Genomic DNA, 26,029 nt, shown 5'->3' with positions numbered 1-26,029 from the left:
GCCCCACTTGACAGAGGACAACTTCATGGAGTGGAAGAGATCTGCCGGCCGGCGACTGCTGGTCGGCTTGCTGCTGGCTGCGCTGGTCGGCGCGGCCCTGGTCCCGGGATCGGCGACAGCCGCCGTCACCGCCAACCTCGGCAAGACGCTGTCGGCCTCCAGTTCGCTTGGGGAGTACCCGAGCGGCAACGCCGCCGACGGCAACCAGAACTCGTACTGGGAGAGCAGCAACAACGCGCTCCCGCAGTGGATCCAGGCCGACCTCGGTACGACGCAAGACGTCAACCAGGTGACGCTGAAGCTCCCCGCGTCGTGGGGCGCCCGAACTCAGACCATCACCATCCAGGCCGGCACGAACGGCTCGTCGTTCAGCACCCTGGTCGCCAGTACGGCGTACTCCTTCAACCCCGCCGCGAACAACACGGTCACCATCGACTTCCCCACCACGTCGGCTCGCTACGTCCGGCTGGTCGTCACCGCGAACACCGGCTGGCCGGCCGCACAACTGTCGGAGTTCGACCTGGCCGGACCTGGTGGCGGGCCGGTCGAGCCTCCGACCGGAACCAACCTCGCCACCGGCAAGCCGATCGAGGCCTCGTCGTCAGTCTTCGACTTCGTCGCCGCGAACGCGAACGACACCAGTGGTACGACGTACTGGGAGTCCTACGGTTTCCCCGCGACGCTGACCGTCAAGCTGGGCGCGAACGCCGACGTCAGTTCGATCGTCGTGAAGCTGAACCCCGACCCGATCTGGGGACCGCGGACGCAGAGCATCCAGGTGCTCGGTCGTGAGCAGTCCGCCACCGCCTTCACCTCGCTCGTGGCCCGAACCGACTATCAGTTCAGCCCGTCCGGCAACCAGAACTCGATCACGATCCCGGTCAGCGGCCGCTACGCCGACGTACGCCTGCAGTTCTTCAGTAACACCGGCGCGCCCGGCGGCCAGGTCGCCGACTTCCAGGTCTTCGGTACGGCGGCGCCGAACCCGGACCTCGTGGTCACGAACGTCACCTGGAGTCCGGCCGACCCGGCCGAGTCCACTCCGATCACCCTCTCGGCCACCGTCCGGAACTCCGGCGTCGCGGCCGCACCCGCGAGCAGCCTGAACTTCCTCGTCGACGGCTCGGTCGCCGGCGCCGCGTCGGTCGGCGCGCTCGCCGCCGGAGCCACCGCCACGGTCACGGTCAACGCCGGAACCCGTGCCCAAGGCAACCACACGGTCGCGGCGGTCGCCGACCCGGCGAACGCCGTCGTCGAGCAGGACGAGACCAACAACACCTTCCAGTCACCCACCCCGCTGACCGTCGGCCAGGCCCCCGGCCCGGATCTCCAGGTCACCGGGATCACCACCAATCCGGCCAACCCCGCGCCCGGATCCCTGGTCTCCTTCACGGTCGCGGTCAACAACCGCGGTACGGCGGCCTCCGGAGCCAGCGTCACCCGCCTCACGGTGGGCAGCACCACCTTGAGCACCGACACCGCCTCGATCGCGGCCGGTGCGACCACCAACGTCGCGATGACCGGCACCTGGACGGCGACCAACGGCGGCGCGACCGTGACGGGCATCGCCGACGCGACCAACACCGTTGCCGAGACCAACGAATCCAACAACACGCTGAGCCGGTCGATCGTGGTCGGACGCGGTGCCGCCGTGCCGTACACGTCGTACGAGGCGGAAGCGGCCGACCACAACGGCACGCTGCTCGTCTCGGACGCGAAGCGGACCTTCGGCCACACCAACTTCGCCACCGAGTCGTCCGGCCGCCAGTCGGTCCGGCTGAACTCGACCGGCCAGTTCGTCGAGTTCACCTCGACGGTGCCGACCAACTCGATCGTGGTCCGCAACTCGATCCCCGACTCGGCCAACGGGCAGGGGCTCGAGGCGACCATCAGCCTGTACGTCGACGGTGTCTTCAAGCAGAAGCTGAACCTGTCGTCGCGACACAGTTGGCTCTACGGCAACAGCGACGGTCCGGAGTCGTTGACCAACACCCCGGGTGGTGACGCGCGCCGCCTCTTCGACGAGTCGCATGCGTTGCTCGGCACGTCGTACCCGGTCGGCACCAAGGTCAAGCTGCAGCGGGACTCCGGCGACAACGCGTCGTTCTACATCATCGACATGATCGACCTGGAGCAGGTCGCCCCACCGCTCACCCAACCGGCCGGCTGCATGTCGATCACCCAGTACGGCGCCGTGCCGAACGACGGGATCGACGACGCCGACGCGATCCAGCGGGCCGTCACCGACGACCAGAACGGTGTGATCGGCTGTGTCTGGATCCCGGCCGGCCAGTGGCGGCAGGAGAAGAAGATTCTCACCGACGACCCGCTCAACCGGGGTCAGTACAACCAGGTCGGGATCAGCAACACCACCATCCGCGGCGCGGGGATGTGGCACTCGCAGCTCTACTCGACCATCGAGCCGCAGAACGCCGGCGGCATCAATCACCCGCACGAGGGCAACTTCGGCTTCGACATCGACAAGTTCGTGCAGCTGTCGGACATCGCGATCTTCGGCTCCGGACGGATCCGCGGCGGCGACGGGAACGCCGAGGGTGGCGTCGCGCTGAACGGCCGGTTCGGCACCGGGACGAAGGTCAGCAACGTCTGGATCGAGCACGCGAACGTCGGGGTCTGGGTCGGCCGCGACTACGACAACATCCCCGAACTGTGGGGACCGGGTGACGGGCTGGAGTTCAGTGGGATGCGGATCCGCGACACCTACGCCGACGGCATCAACTTGGCCAACGGCACCCGCAACTCGAAGGTGTTCAACTCGTCCTTCCGGACCACCGGCGACGACGCGCTGGCGGTGTGGGCGAGCAAGTACGTCAAGGACCAGTCGGTCGACGTCGGCCACGACAACGCGTTCACCAACAACACCATCCAGCTGCCGTGGCGCGCGAACGGGGTCGCGATCTACGGCGGGTACGGCAACAAGATCGAGAACAACCTGATCTACGACACGATGAACTACCCCGGCATCATGCTGGCCACCGACCACGACCCGCTGCCGTTCTCCGGGACGACGCTGATCGCCAACAACGCGCTGTACCGGTGTGGTGGGGCGTTCTGGGGCGAGGCGCAGGAGTTCGGTGCGATCACCCTGTTCCCGGCGAACCTGCCGATCACCGGGGTGACGATCCGCGACACCGAGATCCACGACTCGACGTACGACGGGATCCAGTTCAAGACCGGTGGCGGTGAGATGCCGAACGTGCAGCTCACCAACCTGCGGATCGACAAGTCGAACAACGGGTCCGGCATCCTCGCGATGGGCGGTGCCCGCGGCAACGCCGTGCTGAGCAACGTCACCGTCACGAACTCCCGGGACGGCGACATCGTCAAGGAACCCGGCTCGACCTTCACCTTCACCGGGCAGTAGCCCCTCCCGGTGACCCCCGAGCCTCCGCACGCCGCCTGGCGTGCGGAGGCTCAGCCTTGGCTACTCCGGGCGGTAGACCCGGACGTGGTCGATCTGCATCGACTCGGTGGTGACTGTGGGCGGGATCTTCGCGTAGACGAACAGGTCGAGGATCAGCGCGTCGCCGGTGCCCGAGTAGGCGCCTTGGCGGCAGATCTCCTGGCCGTCCAGGTACCAGATCGTCTCGGCGGGGCCGAGCTTCTGGGCGATCGTGTGCCAGTCCGTGGTCAGGTCGGTGGGGGACTGGTAGGTGCAGCTGCCGCCGCCGTCTTGATGGTTGGTCAGGTACAGGTTGTGGTGGTTGTCGCTGTAGAACTCGTAAGTGTCCTGCTCGTTGGATCCGTTGCCGTTCCAGGTCCAGGTGGACGGCCAGAAGCCCTTCGCCGCCGGGAGTTTCAGCCGGGTCTCGACGTAGTCGCCGGGTTTGACCGCGAACGAGCTCGCCGGCTCGTGGCCGCACGCCTGGCCAGTAGTGATCAGCGCGCTCGACCACTCGTACCCGGGCTCGGGGTTGTTCTTGCGCGCGGTCATGGTGAGGAAGCCGTCCCGCACCGACAGCGCGTCCCAGGTGTGCCACTCGAGCTGCTGGTTGCCCTTGTTGCCGAGGCAGCGGTCCGCTTCGGCGTTGGAGTGGATGGCCCACTTGGTCCGGTCGATCGCCGAACCGTCGAACTCATCAGAATCCAACGGTCAAACGTTCGCTTGAGCGGTGCTCGGCTGTCAAGTCCGGGACATGGTCTGGGTGCCGATGACAGCGAGCAGTCGGAGCGCCTCCTCGGAGGGCGAGCCCGGCTCGGCGGTGTAGAGGACAACGCGCTGGTCGCGCTCGGGGACGACCAGGACCTCGCAGACGACGTCGATCCGGCCGACCTCGGGGTGGAAGATCGTCTGGCACATGCTCTGTTGGCGTTTGACCTCGTGCAGCGACCAGATCCGGGAGAACTCCCGGCTCCCGACCAGGAGCTCTGCCACCAGGAGCTCGAGCTCCGGATCACCCGGGTACTTGGCCGTCGCCGAGCGCAGCTCGGCCGCCGCCTCGGCGGCGAACTCCTGGGTCGCGATCGCGCCGAACTGCTCGACCTGACGGTCGCCGCGCAGGAACCGCAGCCGGAGCAGGTTGCGGTCCTTCTCCGGCAGCGCGGAGAAGTCCGTCAGCAGGGCGGCCGCCAACGGGTTCCACGCCAGCACGTCGTACTTGGCGTCGAGCACCAGGCCCGGAATGTCGAGGCGCGCCAGCATCCGCAGGATTCCGGGTGGCACATCCCTGGGTGGGCCGGGCGGCGGGCCGGGCTGCTCCCCGGCGAGGCGGAAGAGGTGATCACGCTCGACGTCGTTCAGCCGTAGCGCCCGGGCGAGCCCGGTGAGCACCGGTCGTGACGGGCGCGGACCACGGCCCTGCTCGAGCCGGGTGTAGTAGTCGGTGGACATGGTGGCCAGGCTCGCGACCTCCTCGCGGCGCAGCCCTGGTGTCCGCCGCCGCAGGCCCGCGGGCAGGCCGACATCGGCGGGCTTCAGCGCCTCCCGCCGTACCCGTAAGAACTCTGCGAGCTGTCCCCGGTCCATGAAGCCCAGGATTCCAGGCGCCGCAAACGGTAAACAGGGACTGCCGATCCCAGGTTCGGCTCACTCTGCCTGGCGACGCCGGGCGGCCGCAGATTGGACCGCATGAACTCGAAGATCGCGCTCGTCACGGGCGCCAACAAAGGCATCGGCAAGGAGATCGCACGGCAGCTCGGCATGGCCGGGTTCACCGTGTTGGCAGGGTCCCGGGATCAGGCCCGGGGCGAGGCGGCGGCGAAGGAGCTGGTTGCCGAGGGCTACGAATTGGAGGCGGTGCAGCTGGAGGTGACGGACCCGGCGTCGGTGCGGGCGGCGGCCGGCCGGATCGAGGCCGAGTACGGGCGGCTGGACGTGCTGGTGAACAACGCGGCGATCATCCCGCAGGGTGACGACGCGGTGTCCCGGATCGCGGGCGACGTACTGCGGGAGGCGTTCGAGGTGAACGTGTTCGGGCTGGTCGAGGTGACGCAGGCCATGCTGCCGTTGCTGCGGAAGGCGGAGCAAGCCCGGGTGGTCAATATGTCGACTTCGCTGGCGTCGTTCGAGCTGGTCGGGGATCCGGAGGCGCCGTACTCGACCATGCTCATGCTGGGGTACAACGCGTCCAAGGCGGCGGTGAACATGGTGACCGTGATGCTGGCCAACGAGCTGCGCGGCAGCGGCATCCTGGTGAACGCGGCCGACCCCGGCAACTGCGCGACGGACATGGGCGGCTGGGACGCGCCGCGGACGCCGGAGCAGGGTGCGGCCGTCGCGGTCCGGATGGCGACGCTCGGCGCGGACGGGCCGACCGGTGTGGTGCAGGCCGAGGAGGGGCGGTTGCCGTGGTGAACGACCTCCCCGGCGGGCGTCAGATCAGGGCGCCGGACGTCGTCAGGATGGCCGGCGTCAGATCAGGGCGCCGGACCAGGCGAGGGCCTGCTTGAGGAGCTGGCCGCGGCCGCCCTCGAGGTCGGCCAGCAGGCTCGGCTCGAGCGCTTCCTTCGGGGTCAGCCAGGTGAGCTCGAGGGCGTCCTGGCGCGGGTTGCACTCACCTGTCACCGGGACGACGTAGACGAGGGCGACGGCGTGCTGGCGCGGGTCGTGCAGCGGGCTGATCCCGGGCAGCGGGAAGTACTCCGCGACCGTGAACGGCACCGGGCTGACCGGCAGGCGCGGGAACGCCGCCGGGCCGAGGTCCTTCTCGATGTTGCGCAGCAGGGCGTCGCGGATCGACTCGCCGTGCAGCACGCGCCCCGACACCAGCGTCCGGGTGATCTGCCCGGCGGTCGTGGCCGACCCGCGCAGCAGTACGCCGACGTGCTCGATCTGCCCGTTGCCGTCGACGCGCGCCGGGACGGCCTCGACGTACAGGATCGGAACCCGCGTGCGGGTCTCCTCGAGCGCGTATTCGGAGAGCCAGCCGGGGTTCGGGTCTGGGGTGCGAAGGGAACTCATGGTGACCATCTTTGCCCACCACTCCACCCCTCGCCCCGCCAGTCCCATCTCCGCGCGTCGCCAACCACTCCCACCCAAGCCAGCCGGGTCGGGCGTGTGGTGACTGTCACGTCGGAGGGGTCATGGGTGGGAAGCGGTGGGGTGGTCGGGCTCGCGCCAGAGACCCGGGGTAGCGGTTTCGTCGGGTGGCCCCGGGAGGTGGTTGTTGGTGCTGGTGGCGGAGCGCTGGGCGTGCTGGGTGCGGAGTTCGTGGACGAGTTCGCGGACGGCTGTGCTGCGGGCGAGCTCGGGGGTGGCCAGGTAGCCGATGGTTCGGCGGGGTGCGTCGGGGCCCAGGTCCGCCACCGCGACGGTCGGGGCGCGGTCGGCGGCGACGGTGCGCGGGACGACCGCCATGCCCATGCCTTGGGCAACCATGGCGAGCAACACGGTGTCGTCGGTGACAGTGATGGTCGCCGGGGGCAGCCAGTCCTGGGAGCGGAACCAGGTCTTCGTCTCGGCCGAGCAGTTCTCCGGCCAGTCGACCACCGGAAGCGAGCGCGGGTCGCCGGCGCCGGCTGGGTGGATCAGCACGTAGGGCTCGTCGACCAGGGTGCCGCCGACCAGCCGGGTCTCCGGGCCGAGGCGGTGCGGCAGGTTCACGATCGCGAGGTCGGCCCGTCCGGCGACCACCTCCGCGGCGGTCCCGCCTCCGACGTCGCGGACGATCGCCACGTCGTACGACAGGCCCGGATGCTTGGTGGTCAATCGCCTGAACGCGGGTGGCAGCAGTTGGGCGGCAGCGCTCCGGAACGCCGCGATCCGGAGCTCGGTCGAGAGCTCACCACCCGACGCCGCCCGCGTGTCCGCGTGCAACACCTCAAGCAGCCGGAGGACCCCGCGACCATGACTGACAGCCCGGGTCCCGGCCGCGGTGGGCCGAGCGCCGTGCCGGCCACGCTCGAACAGGACGGCCCCGAGTTTGCGTTCGGTGGCGCGCACCGCGTGCGAGATCGCCGATTGGGTCAGACCCAGCATCGAGGCTGCCGCGGAGAAGCTGCCCGCGCGCTCGACGGCGTCGAGGATGCGCAGTTCCGCGGCGGTGAGATCGTCCGGCATGGCCTCAAGGTAACGGCTTGCATGAGGAGCGCTCATGGAATCGGCGATTGCATCACCATTCGAGACTGCCGCGGCAGCTTGGGTCCCTCCTACCGTGTGCGGGCAGAGCATCCGGTCGAGAGGAATCAGTTATGCGCGCCATCCAGGTCAGCCGGTTCGGCGGACCAGAGGTCCTCGCCCGCGTCGAGGTCCCCGAGCCTGTCCCCGGACCGGGTGACTTGCTGGTCGAGGTCGCCGCCGCCGGGGTGAACTACGCGGACACGCACCGGACCGAGGGGTCGTACGGCGGGCCGATCGAGCTCCCCTTCATCCCGGGCGCCGAGGTCGTCGGACGTGCTGCGGACGGCCGACGGGTCCTGGCCCCGACTCTCGGAGGCGGTGGGTACGCCGAGTTCGCGGTCGTGGCCGCCGACCGCGCGGTCGCCGTACCGGAGGAGGTTGGGGACGGCGAAGCTCTCGCGTTGCTGGTGCAGGGCCTGACGGCCTGGCACATACTCCGCAGTTCCGCGCGCGTCGCGCCCGGTGAATCGGTGGTCGTGAATGCGGCCGCTGGAGGCGTCGGGTCACTCGCGGTCCAGTTGGCGAAGGTCTTCACAGCGGGCCGGGTGATCGCCGCGGCGTCCACACCGGAGAAGCGTGACCTCGCGATCAGGCTGGGTGCGGATGTTGCCGTGGACAGCGCGCCCGACGGGTACGCCGACCGGGTCCGGGCGGCCAATGGCGGTCGCCCGGTCGACGTGGTCCTGGACTCCACCGGCGGCAAGACCATGTTGGCGGGGCTGGAGGTGCTCGGCGGATTCGGCCGGCTGGTGACCTACGGCAACGCGGCGCGTGAGGGACGGCCAATGGTGGACGCCGGGTCACTTGCCGAGAGCAACCGTGCCGTGGCCGGCTTCTGGCTCCGCCCGGCGATGGAGTACCCGGGCGCTTACCACGAACCGCTGGCCGAGCTGCTGAGGCTGACCACGACCGGCGCGATCCGGCCCCTGGTCGGCGGGACCTACGCGTTGGCCGAGGCCCGGCGCGCCCACGAAGACCTGCTCGCCCGCAAGACCACGGGAAAGCTCGTCCTTCGTCCATGACCACGGGCAAGCTCGTGCCGGAAGGGGGAGTTGGAGCTTGCCGTTGACCCTCGAGAGCAGGGACGTGGTCGAGGTTCGCTGTTACGGGCGGAAGGTTGCGCGGTAGCTGGACGGGCTGAGGCCGAAGGTGGACCGGAATCGGCGGTTCGCATGGCTCGGGTCGTGCCAGCCGACCATCGCCCCGATGGCGGCGATCGGCAGCTCGGTCTCGATCAGCAAGCCCGCGGCGCGCTCGGCGCGGAGGCGGTTGAGGTAGGCCATCGGGGAGATGCCGGCGGTCCGGCCGAACAACCGGACCAGGTAGCCGGGCGCGAGGTTCACCATCCCGGCCAGCCGGTCCAGTGTCCACGGCTCGTCGATGCTTGCCTCCAGCAATCGCATCGCGTGCTGGACCGCCGGATGGGCCGGCTCCGGTGACTCGCCGCCGCGCACCAACGCTCCGGACAGCAACCCGAAGACGTCCGGACCGAGGTAGGCGTTGCGCAGCACCAGCCCGTCGCAGTCGGTGTACCCGTGCCACTCACCCGGCCGGAGGACCACGACCGAGTCGGGCTCCAGCCTGACCTCGCCTGCTGCCGAGAGATGGATGCCGCGACCGGCGATCACGACCGCGATCTCGAAGAACGCGTGGCTGTGCGGTGCGACGTCGGCGCCCAGCTCCAGACGCTCACCGGCGACCGGGAGGCGCTGGTCCGCGAAGACCTGACTGCTGAGGACCTGGTGCATTGCCGGCCTCCGGAGGTCAAGATCAGTCAAGTGATGGTCAACTGCTGCCTGTCGTCCCGATCCTCGGTGCCCGAGGCTGGAAGCACCCACCTGGCAACGGATTCCGAGGAGCCGATCGATGACCACCACCGAGCCTACGACAGCCGCGCAGCTGGACGAAGAGACCATTTCGGCCTACCGCCGCGACGGCGTCGTCCGGATCCGGAACATGATCACCGCCGACGAGGCGGCCCGGTTCCGGGACGCGGCCGCGGCAGTGAGCGGGGTCGCCGCGGACAACGCGAACGCCTCGCCGATCTTCAACCAGTACGTCAACATCTGGCGGCAGGACGACGTACTGAAGGAGCTCACGCTGGATCCCCGGCTTGCTGCCGCGGCGACGGCGCTGGCCGGTGTCCCGCTGCGGCTGTGGCACGACCAGTTGCTGATCAAGCCGCCGCACAACGGCGCGGCGACCGAGTTCCACCAGGACGCGCCGTACTGGCCGCACGGTGGTTCGCGGCACTCGTTGTCCGTGTGGGTGGCGTTGGTCGACGTACCCGTGGAGCGCGGGTGCATGACCTTCATCCCCGGCTCGCAGGACCACCAGGACCTGCGCCGGCAGGACCTGTCCGACCGGGACGACATGTTCCGGGCTGCGCCCGACCTGCGCTGGGAGGCGCGACTCACGATTCCGCTGCGAGCCGGCGACTGCACCTTCCACAACGCCTACCTGGCCCACTCCGCGACGCCGAACTTGACCGACGACCCGCGGATCGCGCACGTTGCGATCTACGTCGACGCCGAGGCGACGTACACGGGTGCGCCGCATGTCGTCACCGACGGGCTCGGGCTGACCGTGGGCGAGCCGCTCGACCACGAACTGTTCCCTCGGGTCTGAGTATTTTCATGCCGTGACATAAGTTGTCAGGGTGCGTCTGCTCACTGACATCCGGCCGTTGAAGGAGTCGCCGGACTTCCGCCGGCTGTGGGTCGGGTCGACGGTGTCCCAGCTCGGCCAGCAGATGACTGCGGTAACGGTGGCCATCCAGGTGTACGCGCTGTCGCACTCGACGTTCGCGGTCGGGCTGGTCGGGCTGTGCTCACTCGTCCCGCTGATCGTGTTCGGGTTGTACGGCGGGGCGATGGCCGACGCGATCGACCGCCGTACTCTCGCGCTCGTCTCGTCGACCGGGCTCTGGCTGCTCTCGATGGTTCTGGTGCTGCAGTCGCAGCTGCAGTGGAACCAGACGTGGGTCCTGTACGCCGTCGTGGCCTGCCAGTCGGCGTGCTTCGCGGTGAACAACCCGGCCCGGTCGGCGATCATCCCGCGGCTGATCCGGCCCGAGTTGCTGCCGGCCGCGAACACGCTCAGCCAGGCGGCGTTCAACCTGGGCTTCACCGCCGGGCCGCTACTTGGTGCGGCGGTGATCGCGTGGCACGGGTTCGCGGCGGCGTACCTGATCGACGTACTGACCTTCACTGCGGCGCTGTACGCGTTGTTCCGGCTGCCGTCGGTGCCGCCGACCGGTGAGGTACGCCGGGCCGGGCTGCGGTCGGTGCTCGAGGGGTTCACGTTCCTGCGGGCGGCGCCGGCATTGCTCGCGACGTTCCTGGCCGACATCCTGGCGATGGTGTTCGCTCAGCCTCGCGCACTGTTCCCGGCGGTCGCGGGCGCGTTCTTCGGCGGGGGCGTCCGGACGGTCGGCCTGCTGCAGGCGGCGCCGGCGATCGGCGCGCTGATCGGCGTCCTCTTCTCCGGTTGGGTGACTCGGGTACGGCGCCAAGGCGTGGCGATCGTGGTCGCGATCACGGTCTACGCCGCTGCGGTCGGGCTGTTCGGGCTGTCCCGCACGATTTGGCTCGGGGTCGCGCTGCTTGCCTTGTCGGGGGCGGCCGACATGGTCAGCTCGGCGTACCGGAACACCGTCCTGCAGTCGGCCGCGCCGGACGCGATGCGCGGGCGGCTTCAAGGCGTCTTCATCGTCGTGGTCGCGGGCGGGCCGCGCCTCGGTGACTTCGTCGCGGGCACGGCGGCGTCGCTGACCACCCCGACGATCGCCCTCCTCGGCGGCGCGGCCGTCTGCATCGCCGGGCTGCTGCTCCTCCTCGCCCGGAACCGCCCCTTCCGGGTCTACGACTCCAGGACCCGCGAGCTGAACTAGCCGCCCGTCACCAGCTTCTTCACGACGGTCGGCCAGGAGTCGACGTCCGGGCTGATCTGCTCCATCGGCTTGTCGTCGACGGTGACCACCTTGCGGTCGCCGAGCGGCTTCTTCAGCTTGTAGGAGGTCAGCGAGACGTTGTCGGTGTCCGGGCAGGGCTGGTTCGCGTCGATCAGGACCACGACCTTGTCCTCCTCCTCGGTGATCCGCAGGTCGGAGGCGCACTCCATCACGGTCCCGATCAGCAGGTCGGCCTCGTCGTACTTGGGCGCGTTCTGGATCCAGCGCAGGTACGTCGGCTTCTTCTTGTGCACGACCTGGTACGACGGGACCGCTTGCGAGTTGTCCTGGATCTTCGAGCCGGTGCCGTCGCCGAAGAAGGTTCCGTAGATCATGTTGATGCACGGGTCCTCGGCCGAGTCGCCGTCGATCGCGCCCCACGCCGTGGCCGCCTGGTAGCAGGCGTTCGACTCCCGGTTCAGCTGGATGTTGAAGCCGAGCAGCGCGAGCGCGGCGACGACCAGGAAGCCGGCCAGCATCCGCCGCGACTTGACCTGCTGCGGCCCGAGCACCCCGGCCGGCCGCTGCTGGTTCTGGGCTGAGTTCTGGGCATGCTGCGGGTCCTCGGGGAACTGCCGGAACAGGCCCAGGATCGAGCTGGTCCACTGCGGATTGATCAGCGTCGGGATCGCGTACAGCAGGATCAGACCGATCATCACGGCGATGGCGGGGAGGAGCGCCCAGTAATTTCGCACGGCAGCAAGATACGGGGCCATCGGGCCGTGCCCGAAAAACGGATACGCTTCGGAGGTGCCCGCAGAGACGTCCCAGACCCTCGACCGGGGACTCACCGTCCTCGAGTTGCTGGCGGACGCCCCGGACGGCCTCTCGATCACCGAGCTGGCCGCCGCCCTGGGCGTCAGTCGCACGGTGGTCTATCGGTTGGTGAACACGCTGGAGCTGCATCGGCTGGTCCGGCGTGACAGTGAAGGCCGGGCCCGCCTCGGTCTCGCCGTACTGCACTACAGCCGGCGCGTTCAACCGACGCTCCGTGACGCTGCGTTGCCGGTACTGCGGTCGTTGGCGGAAGACACCGGTGCGACGGCGCACCTGACCGTCGCGGATGGTGACGAAGCGCTCGCCATCGCGGTCATCGAGCCGAGCTGGACCGACTTCCACGTCTCCTACCGGATGGGGTCGCGGCACGCGCTCGACCAGGGCGCCGCGGGGAAGGCGATCCTGGCCGGTCGCCGCAAACCCGACCCGGCCGGGCGGCCGTTCGTCGTCACCTCGGGCGAGCTCCAGGCCGGCGCCCAAGGCGTGTCGTCTCCGGTTCTCGGCGTACCGGGGGTCGAAGCCTCGATCGGCGTCGTCGTGCTCGGCAAACTCGACCGCGACTTCGTGGGGCCCCGAGTCGCCCGCGCCGCCATCGAAGTAGCCAAGCGCCTCGCCTAATCCTTCGTGGTGGCTGCCTCGACCAGGGGAAGCACCCGGTGCTGGATCTGCTCGGCGAGGGCGATGACCGTGGAGGCGCGCTGGATGCCGCGGACGATGACGACCTGGTCGATCACGCGCTGGAGGTCGGCGTTGGAGCGGGCGACGATCCGGCACCAGAGGTCCTCGGCGCCGGTGATCGTGTGGACCTCGAGGACCTCCGGGATCCGGGCCAGGGCCTCGGCGACCGCCGTGTGGCCGGTGCCCTGCTCGATCTGCAGAGTGGCGAACGCAGTCACCGGGTAGCCGATCGCGGTGGTCTCGATGTCGGGACCCCAACCACGGACCACACCGTCGCGTTGCAACCGATCGAGCCGTGCCTGCACCGTGCCGCGCGCGACCCCGAGCCGGCGCGACGCCTCCAGGACGCCGACGCGCGGCTCGGCCGCGAACAACGCCAGGATCCGGGCGTCCAGCGCGTCGACCGACATACCTTGCCTCCCGCAGTGGTCACCCTGACCAAATAGTCCAGCAACATCCCCACGATAGTGCACAACCTGCCCAGTGAAACAAGGATGTGTTGCGCAACCTGCCCCGCCGCACCAGGCTCATCGACACGAACCCGAACCGGGAGGACCACGATGACCAGCACCGACCTCACCCCCGCAGAGCTCGACGCCGATCTCGACCTCGACCAGTTGAAGCAGCTCGTCGGCCTGGTGCCGTACGACGAGAGCACCGACCCGTTCCCCGTGCACGCGATGGACGCCGTGGTGTTCGTGGTCGGCAACGCCACCCAGACCGCGAAGTACTACCAGCTCGCGTTCGGGATGGACCTGGTCGCGTACTCCGGTCCGGAGACCGGCAACCGGGACAGCAAGGCGTACGTGCTCAAGGCCGGTTCGGCCCGCTTCGTCATCACCGGCGGGGTCAGCCCGAAGAGCCCGCTGCTCGACCACCACCGCCGGCACGGCGACGGCGTGGCCGACCTGGCGCTCGAGGTCCCGGACGTGGACAAGTGCATCGAACACGCCCGCCGGCAGGGCGCCGTCGTACTCGAGGAGCCGAACGACGTCACCGACGAGCACGGCACCATCCGCCGGGCCGCGATCGCCGCGTACGGCGACACCCGGCACACGCTGATCGACCGGAGCAAGTACGACGGCCCGTACCTGCCCGGGTTCGTTGCCGCCACCACCCAGGTCACCCGGCCCGACGGTCACCCGAAGCGGCTGTTCCAGGCCGTCGACCACGTGGTCGGGAACGTCGAGCTCGGCAAGATGGACGAGTGGGTCGGGTTCTACAACAAGGTGATGGGCTTCGTGAACATGGCGGAGTTCATCGGCGACGACATCGCCACCGACTACTCCGCGCTGATGAGCAAGGTGGTCGCCAACGGCAACCACCGGGTCAAGTTCCCGCTGAACGAGCCCGCCATCGCGAAGAAGAAGTCGCAGATCGACGAGTTCCTGGAGTTCTACGACGGCGCCGGCGCCCAGCACATCGCGCTCGCCACCAACGACATCCTGCGCACCGTCGACATCATGCGGGCCAACGGCGTGGAGTTCCTCAACACGCCGGACTCCTACTACGACGACCCGGAGCTGCGGGCCCGGATCGGCAACGTCCGGGTGCCGATCGAGGAGCTGAAGAGCCGCGGCATCCTGGTCGACCGCGACGAGGACGGCTACCTGCTGCAGATCTTCACCAAGCCGATCGGCGACCGGCCGACGGTGTTCTACGAGCTGATCGAGCGGCACGGCTCGCTGGGCTTCGGCAAGGGCAACTTCAAGGCCCTCTTCGAGGCCATCGAGCGCGAACAAGAGCGACGCGGCAACCTCTGACCGCCCCAACTCCTTCGAGCGGATATCCCCGCGAGTGTTGGGTTCTCCCCTCGTCTGCGAGGGGAGAACCCAACACTCGCGGGGAAAGCCCCTCGTGTGCGGGCGGGTGGTTAAGCGGTTGCCTGTTGCCGAATGCAACTTGCTACGGCGTGTCGCCGTCCGATTACCGGAATGACTGTCGGGGCAGGGGCTGTTCGCGTAGGGTGCCCGGTGAGTGTGCGTCGGGGCGTACATTCAGGAAGGGTTTCGTCATGAAGACACTGGGCATTCTGCTCAGCACTGCGGGCCTGGCCGGGGTGGGCGCGATCGCCCTCGCCGCGACGCCGGCCCAGGCGGCCGGAGCCGCCACCTGCTCGGGTGCCAAGTCGATCGCGTCGGCGCCGATGCTGCGGGACAACAAGCCACCGAGTTGGGGCACGATCCGGCTGGTCCGGGACAACTGCTACCAGTACTGGGCCGAGGTCACCATGGCGTCGCGGATGCCGGCCAACGCGAAGGCCAACGCCTACCTGGTCCAGTACGGCGGCGGCAGCAACGGCCGCGTGCTCAGCTGTGACAGCCGCGGCGGCAACGGGTCGGTGGTCAAGGGCCAGCGGACCTGCCGGACGCCGAAGGTGAAGGCGACCGCCGGCAGCATCACGTTCGCCGCGATCGGCCGCGAGTTCCACAACTACGGCGGCGGCTACCAGGAGATCTCGGAGAACTCCACCTCCCGGACCCGCTGACCGGCCGTCCTGATCCGGACATCACCGGCCTGCGCACAACCGCTCGGTAATCACTAGGCTCGGACCTATGAGTGACGTTGTCGAGCAGTTGCGGCAAGCGTTGCCCGCCGAGGCGCTGGTGACGGACCCGGATCGGATGGAAAGCTTCCGGTACGACCGGGCGATGTTCTGCCCGGCCGGGATGCCGCTCGCCGTCGTCCTGGCCCGGGAGACCGCGCACGTGCAGGCCGCCGTACGGATCGCGTCCGAGGCGGGGGTGCCCGTCGTACCGCAGGGCGCGCGGTCGGGGCTCTCCGGCGCCGCGAACGCGCTGGACGGCTGCATCGTGATCTCGCTGGAGAAGATGGACCGGATCCTGGAGATCGAGCCGGTCGACCGGTACGTCGTCACCCAGCCGGGTGTCTACAACGCGGTGCTGTCCCGGGCGGTCGAGGAGCAGGGGCTGTTCTACCCGCCGGACCCGTCCAGCTGGGAGTTCTGCTCGATCGGCGGCAACCTGTCCACGAACTCCGGTGGCCTGTGTTGCGTGAAGTACGGCGTGACGACCGACTACGTGCTCGGCCTGGAAGTTGTTCTCGCGGACGGGCGGGTGCTGCGGACGGGTCGCCGTACCGTCAAGGGTGTCGCCGGGTACGACCTGGCCAAGCTGCTCGTCGGCAGTGAGGGCACGCTCGGCATCATCACCGAGGCGACGCTGGCGTTGCGTCCGCTGGCCGCCCGGCCGCGGACGATGGCGGCGTTGTTCGACTCCGGTGTCGCGGCCGGTCACGCGATCACCGAGATCATCCGCAGCGGCGTGTCGCTGAGCCTGCTGGAGATCATGGACCGGACCACGATCGCCGCGGTGAACGCGTACAAGCGGATGGACCTGCCGACCGAGGCTGCCGCGATGCTGCTGGCCCAGTCGGACGCGGGCGGCGAGGCCGGTGTTGCCGACGTCGCGACCGTGGCCAAGCTGTGCCGCGAGCACGGTGCGATCGAGTGCCTGGAAGCCGACGACCCGGCCGAGGGCGAGCTGCTGCTGGAGGCCCGGCGGGCGGCGCTGCTCGCGCTGGACCAGCTCGGTACGACGATGATCGACGACGTCTGCGTGCCCCGCTCCCGGCTCGCCGAGTTCATCGGCCGGATCGAGGTACTCGCGAAGGAGCTCGACATCACCGTTGGTGTGCTCGGACACGCCGGCGACGGCAACATGCACCCGACCGTGGTCTTCGACCCGACCGATCCCGGCCAGGCCGACCGGGCGCAGCAGGCGTTCGACCGGATCATGGAGGTGGGCCTCGAGCTCGGGGGCACGATCACCGGTGAGCACGGGGTCGGCGTCCTGAAGCGGACCTGGCTGGCCGAGGAGATCGGCCCGGTCGCGCTCGACGTGCACCGCGCGATCAAGGCCGCGCTGGATCCGAAGAACATCCTGAACCCGGGCAAGGTGGTGGCGGGGTAGGGCGGCTGTGACCCAACCGCAACGGAACTGCCGAGGCCATTCGACGTCCATGGCCGTCGAATGTGACGTCCGGCCAGCACTATGGAAGGTAGTTGTCTGAATCTCCCGGGGGAATCGATGAGGCAGGGTAGGAGGCGCCCTATGCGCATGTGGCGAGCCGGGCGCGCCTCCGCCGGCGCCTGTCGCCGGACCCTGCTGACCGCGGTCGTGACCGCGACCACGCTGGTCGGCCTGTCCGCCTGCGCCAACGGCGGCGGGCTGCGGGTCGAGGGCGCCGACGCGCCGGCCACCAGCGCGACTCCGTCCGAGACCCCCTCGGTGATGGGTGAGGGGATCGCTCCGGAGCCCGGCCGGACCCCTGAAGTGGCCGTCGACCTGGCGCAGGTACGGGTCAAACTGCTGGCCGATCGGCGCCTGCCGGACATCTCCCGGCGGGTGCTCACGAATTGCACGGTGATTTCGCGTTGCCTGAGCAGGGGTAAGTCCGTTGATGTTATGCACAACGGAACGCCTCAGCAGCTCGTCTTGATCCACACCATCGAGAACTTCGTCTTCGGTATCTTCCTGATCGCGCTCGAACCCGCCGGTCCGCGGCCGATCTGGAGCCTGAAGGTCGAGCAGCCGACGATCAACGCCAGCCCGCAGGGTGACCTGGTGGTCGAGTCGAAGATCTACACGCTCGACGACAAGGTCTGCTGCCCGTCGGGTCGGCGGGTCGAGGTCTACCGTTGGAACGGCCGGCAGATGATCAAGGTGAGCTCGACGGACAACAAGGGAGACTGAAGTTCGGTGGTACCGGAAGAACCGGCAGCGCGCATCCTGATGGTCGAGGACGACGCGGTGATCCGTGAGGCAACCCAGTTGACCCTCGAGCGGCACGGCTACGACGTCACCACGGCCGAGGACGGCCTGGAGGCGATCGAGCGGTTCGAGAAGATCCACCCGGACGTCGTGATGCTCGACATCATGCTGCCCGGGCTGGACGGCATCTCGGTGTGCCGGCGGATCCGCGAGACCAGCACCGTCCCGATCGTGATGGTGTCCGCTCGGGGCGACGCGCTGGACGTCGTACTCGGGCTGGAAGCGGGTGCGGACGACTATGTGACCAAACCCTTCGACACCCAGGTCCTGGTGGCCCGGCTGCGCGCGGTGATGCGGCGCGCGGTGTCCGACCCGGAGCGGCCGGCGCCGACGGCCGGGACCGGCGTGGAGTCGTTCGGCGACCTGGAGCTGGACCGGGAGGCCCTGGAGGTACGGCGGAGCGGCTCGACCGTCCAGCTCACGCCGACTGAGCTCAAGTTGCTGATCGAGTTCGCCAACAATCCCGGGGTCGTACTCAGCCGATCCACCCTGCTGCAGCGGGTCTGGGACTACGAGTGGGGCGGCGACGGCCGGCTGGTCGACGTCCACCTGCAACGGCTGCGCACCAAGATCGGTGCCGACCGCATCGAAACCGTCCGCGGATTCGGTTACAAGCTGCGGGCCTAATAGTGTCGTCCGGAGGCACACCGACCTCGGACGGAAGGCACTGACGTGGGACTGCGCGGGAAGCTCGGTCTGATCTTCCTGCTGGTCTCGTCGCTCGCGATCCTGGTGCTCTGCGTCGCGGTCTACACCCAGGCCCAGTCGGCCCGGCTGGACCGGACGCGGAGCTTCGCCGACGAGCGGATCCAGCTGGCCGCGTCCGCCTACGACCGCGACGGCGTACCGGTGTTCGGGTCCAAGCTGGACGATCCGGACCTGCCGCCGCAGCTGCGCGACGCGGTGCTCGAGGGCAAGCGGGCGACGTTCAAGACCGGGTCGCCGAACGCGAAGATGTGGGCCGCGGTCGGGGTCAAGGACGGCAAGATCCTGTCGATCGTGCAGGACTACGAGTCCAGCGACGACTCGATGAGTGCGCTCCGGCAGGCGCTCCTGCTGGGCGGGATCGGCACCGTCGGGTTGGTGGCGCTGGTCAGCGTGATCCTGGCCGGCAGCCTGTCCAAGCGGATCGTCGCGGTCGCCGGTACGGCGCGCCGGATCGCGGCCGGCGACCTCGACGCGTCGGCGGCAGAGGCGGTCGGCAAGGGCAAGGACGAGGTGCAGTCGCTCGCGACCGCCCTGGACACGATGGCCAGTTCGCTGCGCGGTCAGTTGGAGGCCGAGCGCCGGTTCACCGCGGACGTCGCGCACGACCTGCGTACGCCGGTCACCGGGCTGACCACCGCCGCCGAGCTGCTGCCGCCCGGCCGCCCGAGCGAGCTGGTGCGGGACCGGGCCAAGGTGCTGCGGCGACTGGTCGAGGACCTGCTCGAGATCGCCCGGTTCGACTCGGGGGTCGAGCAGGCAGACCTGGAATTGGTCGGGTTGGGCGCCTTCGTCGGGTCGGCGGTCGGCCGGTTGCGGATGCAGCAGGCGCTCGCGCCGGACAGCGTCTTGGTCCACCAGGACGGCCCGGATGTCACGGTGTCCACCGACTCACGCCGGATCGAGCGGATCCTGGCCAACCTGATCGTCAACGGGTTGCGGCACGGCAAGCCGCCGATCGAGGTCACGGTGTCCGGCCGGACCGTCGAGGTGGTTGACCACGGCAACGGTTATCCGGAGGAGTTGATTGCCGAGGGCCCGCGCCGGTTCCGGTCCGGGATGGCTGAACGCGGCGTCGGCCACGGCCTCGGCCTCACCATCGCCGCCGGCCACGCCAAGGTCCTCGGCGCCGACCTGACCTTCGGGACTGCCCCCGGAGGCGGCGCCCTCGCCCGTCTGGTCCTCCCGTCCGAACCTGAGACGCACTCTTAACACAACAAGCGAACGGCGCCACTTCCCAAGGGGGTGGGAAGTGGCGCCGTTGTGTTGTTCTAGCGGGTGCCGTAGACGTTCAGCTCGGCGGCGGATCCGAAGACCGCGCCGTTGAGTGAGCTGGTGCCGACGAACTTCACGTACCGGCCGGACTTGGCGGTGAAGGTGAGCCGCTGGTTGGCCGTCGAGTTCGGGAACTCACCGGTCGCGACCGGCGTACCCCAGTTCTGGCCGTCGGCGCTGACGTAGAGCTCGTAGCCCTTGAACATCCCGTTCGTCCCGCTCTGCCGCGGCAGGTAGCCGAAACCGTCCACCTGGTACGTCGATCCGAGATCGAGCGTGATGTGGTGCGGGAAGCCGGCCGGCGGCGACACCTGGGACCAGGCGGAATGCCAGAGCGTACTGGGGTTTCCGTCCAAGGCCGCGGTCGCGGCGCCACCGGTGGCGACGTCCTCACTGCTCACGTCCGCAACCGTGATCCGGGACTGCGGCACGATCCCCGGCGGCAGGACGGTCGCCTCCGCCGTGGTCGTCGCCCGGCCACCCGTTGCCGTCAGCACGTACTTGCCTTCCGGTGTGCCGGCCGGCGGGGTGACATCCCACTTGGTCGTCACGCTGGCGCCGGCAGCAACCGTCGCGTGGGTGGCGGGAGTCGTTGCCGCGACGGTCCAGCCGTCCGGAGCGGTCAGGCCTAGCGTGATGTTGTTGGCGGCAACGACATCGTTGTTGGTGAACGTGGTGACGAGGGTGTTGGCCTCACCGGACACCAGCCCGGTCACGCCGGTCAGCGCGATCGACGTGCAGTCGGCCGGCTCGGACGTCGTACCCAGGTCGGTGACGGCGAAGTCGTCCAGGACGAAGTCGGCCTGGTCGCCACCGCCGGACAGCTTGCGCAGGCCGACCCAGTAGTCGCCGCCGCAACCGGCGACGAACTCCTGGCTGAAGGTCGCCTTCGTCCGCTGCTCACCGATCGGGGTCGCCTTGACCTCGACCGCGTCCGGCCGGTCGACGCCCTGCACCCAGGCGTACTGGCCGGCGCGACCGCTCTCGTAGTCGAAGCTGACCTTGTACTTGTGACCGGGCTGGAAGTTCACCGTCCACGGCGTCGTGCGGTAGACGAGGCCTTCGTTCTCTTCGTGCGACTTGAGCGACCACTCGCCGTCGAGCACGTCGTCGACGAGCTTCCCGTTCCAGCCTGCTTGCGTGTACGGCGCGTGCATCTTCGCGAGACTCGTCCGTGGGTCGGTGACGCCACCCGCATCGCCCTTCACGAACGGGCCCCAGCCCTGGTCGACGTTCTCGAAGTCATCGACCAGACCCGCTGCGGGACGGTTGGTCTCGACCACGCGGACGTCGTCGACCCGAACCTTCGCGGCACCGGCCGCTGCTCCGATCGCCAGTTGAGCGCTGGTGCCCTTGGCGGTGAACACCACGCGGACGCGCTGGTAGTACGCGTCGTGTTTGTCGTCCGCGGCAACCAGGTTCCGGGCGGTCGAGCGGGTGATGGTGTTCTTGACTCCGTCGACCGTGATGGTGGTCGGCCGGGACTTGCCGGGCTCGACCTCGATCCAGGCGGAGGCGCTGTAGGTGCGGCCGGGGGCGAGGCCGGTGATGCGCTGCCGCAGGGACGAGGACTTGGTGCCGAGTCTCGCGACGTGCTGGCCGTTGCCGAGCCGGTCGATCGTCGCGCCGCCGGTCGCCTCCCAGGCCTCCAGGTTGCCGGCGTTGAAGCCCGGGTCCTTCAGGTGGGAGCCGTCAGCCCAGTTCGCCGGAGCCGGGGTCGGCGCCGCGTCGGGGTAGAGGACGTACGGCTGGCCGGCGGTGGCGTCGAGGGTGACGGCGCCGTTGCGGACCGGAGCGGTCGTGACCTTGACCCGGCCGGTGTCGGTCAGCTTGTAGACCGCGAACTTCGAGACCTGGTTGAACGCGGCAGGGAGCTGCCAGGTGGTGCGGCCGCCGGCCGGGTTGTAGTGGTAGAGCTTCTTGTTGCCGTCCCACGGAAGCAGGTACTTGTCGCCGTCGAGCACCTTCGCGGTTCCGGCGTACACAGTCCGCTTGCCGTTCTCGACCGCGCCGCGGACGTCGCCGGTGAAGGCGATGCCGTCGGTGTTCCAGTCGGTGATCTGCTGCTGCTGGAGGTATTTGGCCGGCAGGTTCTTCTGCCAGATGTTGCTGTAGAACGCGTTCCAGTCCGTCTCACCGGTCCAGCCCTCGAACTCGACCAGGCTGGTCTGGCCCAGGATCGGGTCGTTGTTCCAGACGTCCTTCTCGTGGTTGCGGACGAACCGGATGATCTTCGAGTTCAGGCCCTTGTTGGTCGCGCCGCCGTAGTCGAGGTCGTTGGCCCAATGCGACCACAACGACGTCCGCTCGTGCCGGTCGGCCCACTCGGTCGCGATCTGCCAGCCCTGGTCGGCCAGCTGCCGGGTCAGGCCGTCGGCGAGCCAGCCGGACTGGTAGTACACGTCGATGTACAGCTCCTGCAGGTTGTCGTCGGTCTCGTCGCGGAGCTGCTGGAACCGCTTCACGATGTTGCCGGAGGCAAGGTCAGGACGCTGCTTGATGTAGTAGCTCTGGTTCAGCCAGTTCCAGCCCTTGGCGTTCTTGTCGACCAGGTCCTCGCTGAAGGCGTTCGCCTCCGGATACGACTCGGTCGCGTTCACGTGCACGCCGAAGGCGGCGTTCCAGGACTTGCCCTTCTGCAGCAGGGTGTTGAGGTCGGCGAGGCCGCCGGCCCGGGTGTTGTAGTTGCCGCCGTAGTCCGGGTGCGCCGAGTCGTGGCCCTCCGAGCCGTACCCCTTCAGCACGGCCATCTGGCCGAGGCCGTCGGTGGCCAGCGAGATCCGCTTCACGTCGTCCAGGGTCCGCAGGAACGGGTGCGTCGCCTGGCTGGCGAAGTTGAACGGGATGTGCGTGACGACGCGGTCCTTGACCTGGTCGCCACCCTTCGGCTCGGTCATGATCGCGCGGAACGCGATCGCGCCGTCCTGCCAGTCGACCGTCTGGTCCTGGTTGGCGTCGGGGGTGACGACGACCTTCGCCCAGGGGAGCGGTTCGGTGTACGGCGACGTGTCGGCGCGGTAGGTCCACTGACCGCTCCAGACACCGACGCGGGTCGTGCCGTCAGCGGCCTTGCGGGCGCGGTGCCAGAACCGGGCGCCGTCGTCGACGGACTGGCCGGACGGCTTGTCGTAGACCGAGTTCGACTCGATGCCGGCGGCGAGACCGCTGGTGTTCACAAATGCGTACGCCGCTCCGGTCGCGGACGGCTCGGCCGGTGTCGCCGCGGTGATCGGGGTGATCTTGTCCGCGGTGCGCGTCGAGTCGGGATCGAGTGTGGTGAACGCGGTCGTCGCGCCGCTGTCGGTGCTGGCGACGGACACCAGGTCGTGGTTCGGGATGTCGATCGTGTGCACCCGCGACGCCTCGGTGTCTCGCACAGCGTCGACTTCGAACGTCGTCACCCGGCCGGCCACGCTCAGACTCGCGTCCAGCTCGACGCCGGGCAGCGCGTCGAAGGCCAGCGTGTACGACGCGGTGCCGCCACTGACCGCGGGCGGTGCGGTCAGGTGGGCGGTCCGCGCGACACCGTCGATCGTGACTGCCGAGATGGCGTCCGGTTGGCCGCCGAGCGCTTGGCCGGACGCGTTGTCGACGTACTTGATCACGCGTGGGAAGTCGGCTCCCACGGTGACCGTCAGCTCGTTCGACCGCAGCGTCAGGTCGCCGGCGGCGTGCGCGCCCACAGGCACGCTCAGCACACCGGCAGCCAGGGCTACAGCCAGTACCCCATGCCCCACTGAACGTTTCATGCGGAGAAAGTTCGCACGTAACCGCTAGCAGGTCAAGAGAAACGAACAGTTATGAACAAGATCCGCCTCGCCTTCGCCTCGGCGAGGCTGGGTGGGCTTCGCCTGGCGCTCTGGTTGGCTGGCCCATCCCGCGGTGGGTTGGCTTACCGGAATCCGGATAGCCAACCCACGGTCTGGTGGGTCAGCCAACCAGAGGCGGCGGATGAGACTCGGCTTCGGGTCGGTGAGGCCCCTGGACCCGGGGTGATTTGGTGCAATCGCGGGGGCCTTGACCACCTTCTGGGGACCTGGAACATCTCATGACATGTCCCGGCCCCCCAGAAGGTGTTCACGCCCCGCGTTCCGGCCCGATTTGCCCGCCATCTGAGCGGTTTCGTCCGCATCCCGGGATGCGCCCGGCGAACCGTTTGCCGTCAGCCACGGGGCCGATCAGTGTCAGGCGGGGAGGACTTTGCCGGTGACCTCGCCGAGGCCCAGGCGGGCGCCGGCTGGGGAGGTCGCCCAGGCGGTGATGGTGACCTTGTCGTTGTCCTCGAGGAAGGTGTGGTCCTTGCCATCGAGGACCAGGGGCTCTCGGCCGCCCCACGTGAGCTCTATGAACGAGCCGCGCTGGTTCGCGGCCGGGCCGCTGATCGTGCCGGAGGCGTAGAGGTCGCCGGTGCGGATGGAGGCGCCGTTCACGGTCATGTGCGCGAGCATCTGGGCGGGCGACCAGTAGGTCTCCTTGTACCGCGGGGTGCTCACCAGATGCCCGTTGAGCCGGACCTCGAAGGTGATGTCGTAGTTCTCCAGCTTCTCGCCCGCCAGGTAGGGCAGGACCGGCGGATCCTGGGGCGGCAGCGGTACGGCGGCTGCCGCGAGCGCATCGAGCGACACCACCCAAGGGGAGATCGAGGTGGCGAACGACTTGCCCAGGAACGGCCCGAGCGGGACGTACTCCCACGCCTGCAGGTCCCGCGCTGACCAGTCGTTCACGAGCACCACGCCGTACACGTGCTCCCGGAAGTCCTCCACGGAGACGGGCTTTCCGAGCGTGGACGGCGTACCGACGACGTAGCCGAGCTCGACCTCGATGTCGAGGCGCTGGGACGGGCCGAACGTCGGCGCGGGCGCGTCCGGGGCCTTGCGCTGGCCGGACGGGCGGACGATGTCGGTGCCGCTGGCAACGATCGTGCCGGACCGGCCGTGGTAGCCGACCGGGAGGTGCTTCCAATTCGGAAGCAGTGGCTCGGAGTCCGGCCGGAACAGCCGGCCGAGGTTGGTCGCGTGGTGCTCGGAGGCGTAGAAGTCGACGTAGTCGCCGACCTCGAACGGCAGCTGCATCGTCACCGCGGACTGCGGGATCAGGTGCGGTTCGACCACGTCGCGGTCGTTCTCGTTGCGGACCAGGTCGAGCAGCCACTCCCGGGTCGCCTGCCAGGCCGGGCGGCCGAGGGCGAGGAAGTCGTTCAGCGACGGCCGGGCGAACAGTTGCGATCCGTCCAGCATCTGCGCGGACGCGACCGGCGCGAGATCGATGACCTGGTCGCCGATCGCGGCGCCCACCCGCGGCTCCTCGTCGTTGTGCCGGAACACGCCAAGGGGCAGGTTGTCCGGTCCGAACGCCGAGTCGGCGGGGATGTCGATCCAGGTCACTGCTGAGCCTCCATCAGCTTGAGCGTGGTCAGGTCGTGGCGGGGTTCCTCGATGCTGCAGGAGCCGAAGGACGTGAACCATCGGCGGGTGCTTGCGGCCTGGTCGTCGGACAGTTCGCTGGCGCGGGCCGCGAGTTGCTCGGCGTCACGATCAGCCAGTACGGCGGCCACTTCGTCCTGGGAGGCGCCGTCGAGCGAGGCGCGGGTGGCGAGCAGCACGTTGAGGAACCCGTGGTGCTCGAAGCCGGTGTCGGCCGCGGTGTGCCGTACGGCGTTGTGCAGGCCGGCGGTGCACTTGAACGCGACCTCACGATCCAGGCAGGCGGTGATGAACGCCGCGACCCGGTCCTCCGACGGGAACAGCGCGGCGTCGAGGCCGCCGGTGCGTAGCTTGGCGGCGTACCCGGCGTCGGCGACGACGTCCAGAGCGCGCTCCCAGGCGCCGTCCAGCCCGACCTCGACGAACGCGTTCTCCTCGTCCAGGCAGTCGTCACAGGCGCGCACCACCCGGAGCGCGTTGCGGGACAGGTCGTCTTCGTTCCGCAGTCGCACCTCGACGGCTTTCACGGTGATGTCGGTGGAGCGGTCGCCGTACCGGACTGCGGGCTCGATGCCGCCGGCGCCGCCGGTGATCACGACCAGGACCTCGAGCGGGCCCGGTCCGGTCCGGGCAGCCTCGGCGGCGACCTTCATCAGGTCCTCGTCGGCGCACACGAACGGCCCGACGAGGTCGGCGTACGCGGACTGGCGGTGCGCCCGGTGCGCGGCGACCGCCTCGGCCAGCGGCAGGTCCCCGGGCGGGAACATGGAGGCGTCGTCGACCAGGTGCCGGAACAGGGCAGGGACGGTTGACATGGGTCCGAGCCTAACGGATGCTTTCGGTAAGC

The 26,029-nt window shown here is 69.1% G+C and carries 22 protein-coding genes; 12 read left to right on the top strand and 10 right to left on the bottom strand.

Annotated features, from left to right (window positions below; genetic code table 11):
* Positions 1–25 precede the first annotated feature (25 nt).
* Positions 26–3,385 carry a CARDB domain-containing protein gene (locus ACIBL3_RS11340; protein ID WP_396353170.1) on the top strand — a complete coding sequence of 1,120 codons (3,360 nt, stop codon included), beginning with the start codon at positions 26–28 and terminating at the stop codon, positions 3,383–3,385.
* Positions 3,386–3,445: 60 nt separating this feature from the next.
* On the opposite strand, the gene ACIBL3_RS11335 is transcribed toward ACIBL3_RS11340, so the two are convergent.
* Both ACIBL3_RS11335 and ACIBL3_RS11330 read right to left on the bottom strand, forming a co-directional pair.
* On the bottom strand, positions 3,446–4,111 hold the full coding sequence (locus ACIBL3_RS11335) for a family 16 glycosylhydrolase (protein ID WP_396353169.1): 666 nt from the start codon (positions 4,109–4,111) through the stop codon (positions 3,446–3,448).
* Positions 4,112–4,144: 33 nt separating this feature from the next.
* Entirely contained in the window at positions 4,145–4,987 is an 843-nt protein-coding gene (locus ACIBL3_RS11330; protein ID WP_396353168.1) for a helix-turn-helix transcriptional regulator, read from the bottom strand.
* A gap of 102 nt (positions 4,988–5,089) precedes the next feature.
* On the opposite strand from ACIBL3_RS11330, the gene ACIBL3_RS11325 reads away from it, so the two are divergent.
* Positions 5,090–5,815: an SDR family oxidoreductase gene (locus ACIBL3_RS11325; RefSeq protein ID WP_396353167.1), complete on the top strand. Its 726-nt coding sequence runs from the start codon at positions 5,090–5,092 to the stop codon at positions 5,813–5,815.
* Between the two features lie 57 nt (positions 5,816–5,872).
* Here ACIBL3_RS11325 and ACIBL3_RS11320 read toward each other — a convergent pair whose 3' ends face one another.
* Together ACIBL3_RS11320 and ACIBL3_RS11315 are read right to left on the bottom strand one after the other, a co-directional pair.
* Entirely contained in the window at positions 5,873–6,421 is a 549-nt protein-coding gene (locus tag ACIBL3_RS11320) for an NUDIX hydrolase family protein (RefSeq protein ID WP_396353166.1), read from the bottom strand.
* Between the two features lie 120 nt (positions 6,422–6,541).
* Positions 6,542–7,519, bottom strand: a complete 978-nt coding sequence (locus ACIBL3_RS11315) for a LysR family transcriptional regulator (protein WP_396353165.1) — start codon at positions 7,517–7,519, stop codon at positions 6,542–6,544.
* A 131-nt stretch (positions 7,520–7,650) separates the two neighbouring features.
* Between ACIBL3_RS11315 and ACIBL3_RS11310 the strand changes: the two genes are divergently transcribed.
* Positions 7,651–8,601: a zinc-binding alcohol dehydrogenase family protein gene (locus ACIBL3_RS11310; protein WP_396353164.1), complete on the top strand. Its 951-nt coding sequence runs from the start codon at positions 7,651–7,653 to the stop codon at positions 8,599–8,601.
* Between the two features lie 81 nt (positions 8,602–8,682).
* Here ACIBL3_RS11310 and ACIBL3_RS11305 read toward each other — a convergent pair whose 3' ends face one another.
* Positions 8,683–9,327, bottom strand: coding sequence for an AraC family transcriptional regulator (locus ACIBL3_RS11305; RefSeq protein WP_396353163.1), 645 nt, complete (start codon positions 9,325–9,327; stop codon positions 8,683–8,685).
* A 118-nt stretch (positions 9,328–9,445) separates the two neighbouring features.
* On the opposite strand from ACIBL3_RS11305, the gene ACIBL3_RS11300 reads away from it, so the two are divergent.
* Both ACIBL3_RS11300 and ACIBL3_RS11295 read left to right on the top strand, forming a co-directional pair.
* On the top strand, positions 9,446–10,207 hold the full coding sequence (locus ACIBL3_RS11300) for a phytanoyl-CoA dioxygenase family protein (protein ID WP_396353162.1): 762 nt from the start codon (positions 9,446–9,448) through the stop codon (positions 10,205–10,207).
* A 31-nt stretch (positions 10,208–10,238) separates the two neighbouring features.
* On the top strand, positions 10,239–11,471 hold the full coding sequence (locus ACIBL3_RS11295; RefSeq protein ID WP_396353161.1) for an MFS transporter: 1,233 nt from the start codon (positions 10,239–10,241) through the stop codon (positions 11,469–11,471).
* Here ACIBL3_RS11295 and ACIBL3_RS11290 read toward each other — a convergent pair.
* Positions 11,468–12,226 (bottom strand): hypothetical protein, encoded by a 759-nt coding sequence (locus ACIBL3_RS11290; RefSeq protein WP_396353160.1) that lies wholly within the window; start codon positions 12,224–12,226, stop codon positions 11,468–11,470. The genes ACIBL3_RS11295 and ACIBL3_RS11290 overlap by 4 nt on opposite strands.
* A 55-nt stretch (positions 12,227–12,281) precedes the next feature.
* On the opposite strand from ACIBL3_RS11290, the gene ACIBL3_RS11285 reads away from it, so the two are divergent.
* Positions 12,282–12,926 carry a helix-turn-helix domain-containing protein gene (locus tag ACIBL3_RS11285; protein WP_360528857.1) on the top strand — a complete coding sequence of 215 codons (645 nt, stop codon included), beginning with the start codon at positions 12,282–12,284 and terminating at the stop codon, positions 12,924–12,926.
* On the opposite strand, the gene ACIBL3_RS11280 is transcribed toward ACIBL3_RS11285, so the two are convergent.
* A complete protein-coding gene (locus tag ACIBL3_RS11280; RefSeq protein WP_396353159.1) occupies positions 12,923–13,396 on the bottom strand; it encodes an Lrp/AsnC family transcriptional regulator in 474 nt (157 codons plus the stop codon). The genes ACIBL3_RS11285 and ACIBL3_RS11280 overlap by 4 nt on opposite strands.
* Before the next feature lie 150 nt (positions 13,397–13,546).
* Here ACIBL3_RS11280 and hppD point away from each other — a divergent pair, with 150 nt between their 5' ends.
* From hppD to ACIBL3_RS11250, 6 genes are all read left to right on the top strand, one after another.
* Positions 13,547–14,749 (top strand): 4-hydroxyphenylpyruvate dioxygenase, encoded by a 1,203-nt coding sequence (gene hppD, locus ACIBL3_RS11275; protein WP_396353158.1) that lies wholly within the window; start codon positions 13,547–13,549, stop codon positions 14,747–14,749.
* 251 nt (positions 14,750–15,000) lie between these two features.
* Positions 15,001–15,474 carry a hypothetical protein gene (locus tag ACIBL3_RS11270; protein WP_396353157.1) on the top strand — a complete coding sequence of 158 codons (474 nt, stop codon included), beginning with the start codon at positions 15,001–15,003 and terminating at the stop codon, positions 15,472–15,474.
* 67 nt (positions 15,475–15,541) lie between these two features.
* A complete protein-coding gene (locus ACIBL3_RS11265) occupies positions 15,542–16,918 on the top strand; it encodes an FAD-binding oxidoreductase (protein ID WP_396353156.1) in 1,377 nt (458 codons plus the stop codon).
* A gap of 141 nt (positions 16,919–17,059) precedes the next feature.
* A complete protein-coding gene (locus ACIBL3_RS11260) occupies positions 17,060–17,701 on the top strand; it encodes a hypothetical protein (RefSeq protein ID WP_396353155.1) in 642 nt (213 codons plus the stop codon).
* A 6-nt stretch (positions 17,702–17,707) separates the two neighbouring features.
* Positions 17,708–18,406, top strand: a complete 699-nt coding sequence (cseB, locus tag ACIBL3_RS11255) for a two-component system response regulator CseB (protein ID WP_396353154.1) — start codon at positions 17,708–17,710, stop codon at positions 18,404–18,406.
* Positions 18,407–18,451: 45 nt separating this feature from the next.
* Entirely contained in the window at positions 18,452–19,696 is a 1,245-nt protein-coding gene (locus ACIBL3_RS11250) for an ATP-binding protein (protein WP_396353153.1), read from the top strand.
* A 59-nt stretch (positions 19,697–19,755) separates the two neighbouring features.
* Here the strand turns inward: ACIBL3_RS11250 and ACIBL3_RS11245 are convergent, their stop codons facing one another.
* The 3 genes from ACIBL3_RS11245 to ACIBL3_RS11235 all read right to left on the bottom strand — a co-directional run bounded on the left by ACIBL3_RS11245 (position 19,756) and on the right by ACIBL3_RS11235 (position 25,997).
* Positions 19,756–23,508 (bottom strand): endo-alpha-N-acetylgalactosaminidase family protein, encoded by a 3,753-nt coding sequence (locus ACIBL3_RS11245; RefSeq protein ID WP_396353152.1) that lies wholly within the window; start codon positions 23,506–23,508, stop codon positions 19,756–19,758.
* Positions 23,509–23,943: 435 nt separating this feature from the next.
* Positions 23,944–25,143 carry a fumarylacetoacetase gene (gene fahA / locus ACIBL3_RS11240; protein ID WP_396353151.1) on the bottom strand — a complete coding sequence of 400 codons (1,200 nt, stop codon included), beginning with the start codon at positions 25,141–25,143 and terminating at the stop codon, positions 23,944–23,946.
* Complete coding sequence (locus tag ACIBL3_RS11235; protein WP_396353150.1) at positions 25,140–25,997, bottom strand: hypothetical protein; 858 nt, start codon at positions 25,995–25,997, stop codon at positions 25,140–25,142. Before ACIBL3_RS11235 ends, fahA begins: the two co-directional genes overlap by 4 nt.
* Between the last annotated feature and the right edge of the window lie 32 nt (positions 25,998–26,029).

The organism is Kribbella sp. NPDC050124, assembly GCF_044460355.1.
Lineage (GTDB): Bacteria > Actinomycetota > Actinomycetes > Propionibacteriales > Kribbellaceae > Kribbella.
Note: the sequence above shows the minus strand (reverse complement) of the source record. Positions and strands in the feature narration are given on the sequence as shown.

Bases quoted from the DNA above. Each gene is read 5' to 3' on its own strand.
- ACIBL3_RS11270 (WP_396353157.1), top strand. From the start codon at position 15,001: ATGAAGACACTGGGCATTCTGCTCAGCACTGCGGGCCTGGCCGGGGTG.
- ACIBL3_RS11260 (WP_396353155.1), top strand. From the start codon at position 17,060: ATGCGCATGTGGCGAGCCGGGCGCGCCTCCGCCGGCGCCTGTCGCCGG.
- ACIBL3_RS11320 (WP_396353166.1), bottom strand. From the start codon at position 6,421: ATGAGTTCCCTTCGCACCCCAGACCCGAACCCCGGCTGGCTCTCCGAA.
- ACIBL3_RS11280 (WP_396353159.1), bottom strand. From the start codon at position 13,396: ATGTCGGTCGACGCGCTGGACGCCCGGATCCTGGCGTTGTTCGCGGCC.
- ACIBL3_RS11265 (WP_396353156.1), top strand. From the start codon at position 15,542: ATGAGTGACGTTGTCGAGCAGTTGCGGCAAGCGTTGCCCGCCGAGGCG.
- ACIBL3_RS11325 (WP_396353167.1), top strand. From the start codon at position 5,090: ATGAACTCGAAGATCGCGCTCGTCACGGGCGCCAACAAAGGCATCGGC.
- ACIBL3_RS11245 (WP_396353152.1), bottom strand. From the start codon at position 23,508: ATGAAACGTTCAGTGGGGCATGGGGTACTGGCTGTAGCCCTGGCTGCC.
- ACIBL3_RS11340 (WP_396353170.1), top strand. From the start codon at position 26: ATGGAGTGGAAGAGATCTGCCGGCCGGCGACTGCTGGTCGGCTTGCTG.
- ACIBL3_RS11330 (WP_396353168.1), bottom strand. From the start codon at position 4,987: ATGGACCGGGGACAGCTCGCAGAGTTCTTACGGGTACGGCGGGAGGCG.
- hppD (WP_396353158.1), top strand. From the start codon at position 13,547: ATGACCAGCACCGACCTCACCCCCGCAGAGCTCGACGCCGATCTCGAC.
- ACIBL3_RS11315 (WP_396353165.1), bottom strand. From the start codon at position 7,519: ATGCCGGACGATCTCACCGCCGCGGAACTGCGCATCCTCGACGCCGTC.
- ACIBL3_RS11235 (WP_396353150.1), bottom strand. From the start codon at position 25,997: ATGTCAACCGTCCCTGCCCTGTTCCGGCACCTGGTCGACGACGCCTCC.
- ACIBL3_RS11305 (WP_396353163.1), bottom strand. From the start codon at position 9,327: ATGCACCAGGTCCTCAGCAGTCAGGTCTTCGCGGACCAGCGCCTCCCG.
- ACIBL3_RS11310 (WP_396353164.1), top strand. From the start codon at position 7,651: ATGCGCGCCATCCAGGTCAGCCGGTTCGGCGGACCAGAGGTCCTCGCC.
- ACIBL3_RS11300 (WP_396353162.1), top strand. From the start codon at position 9,446: ATGACCACCACCGAGCCTACGACAGCCGCGCAGCTGGACGAAGAGACC.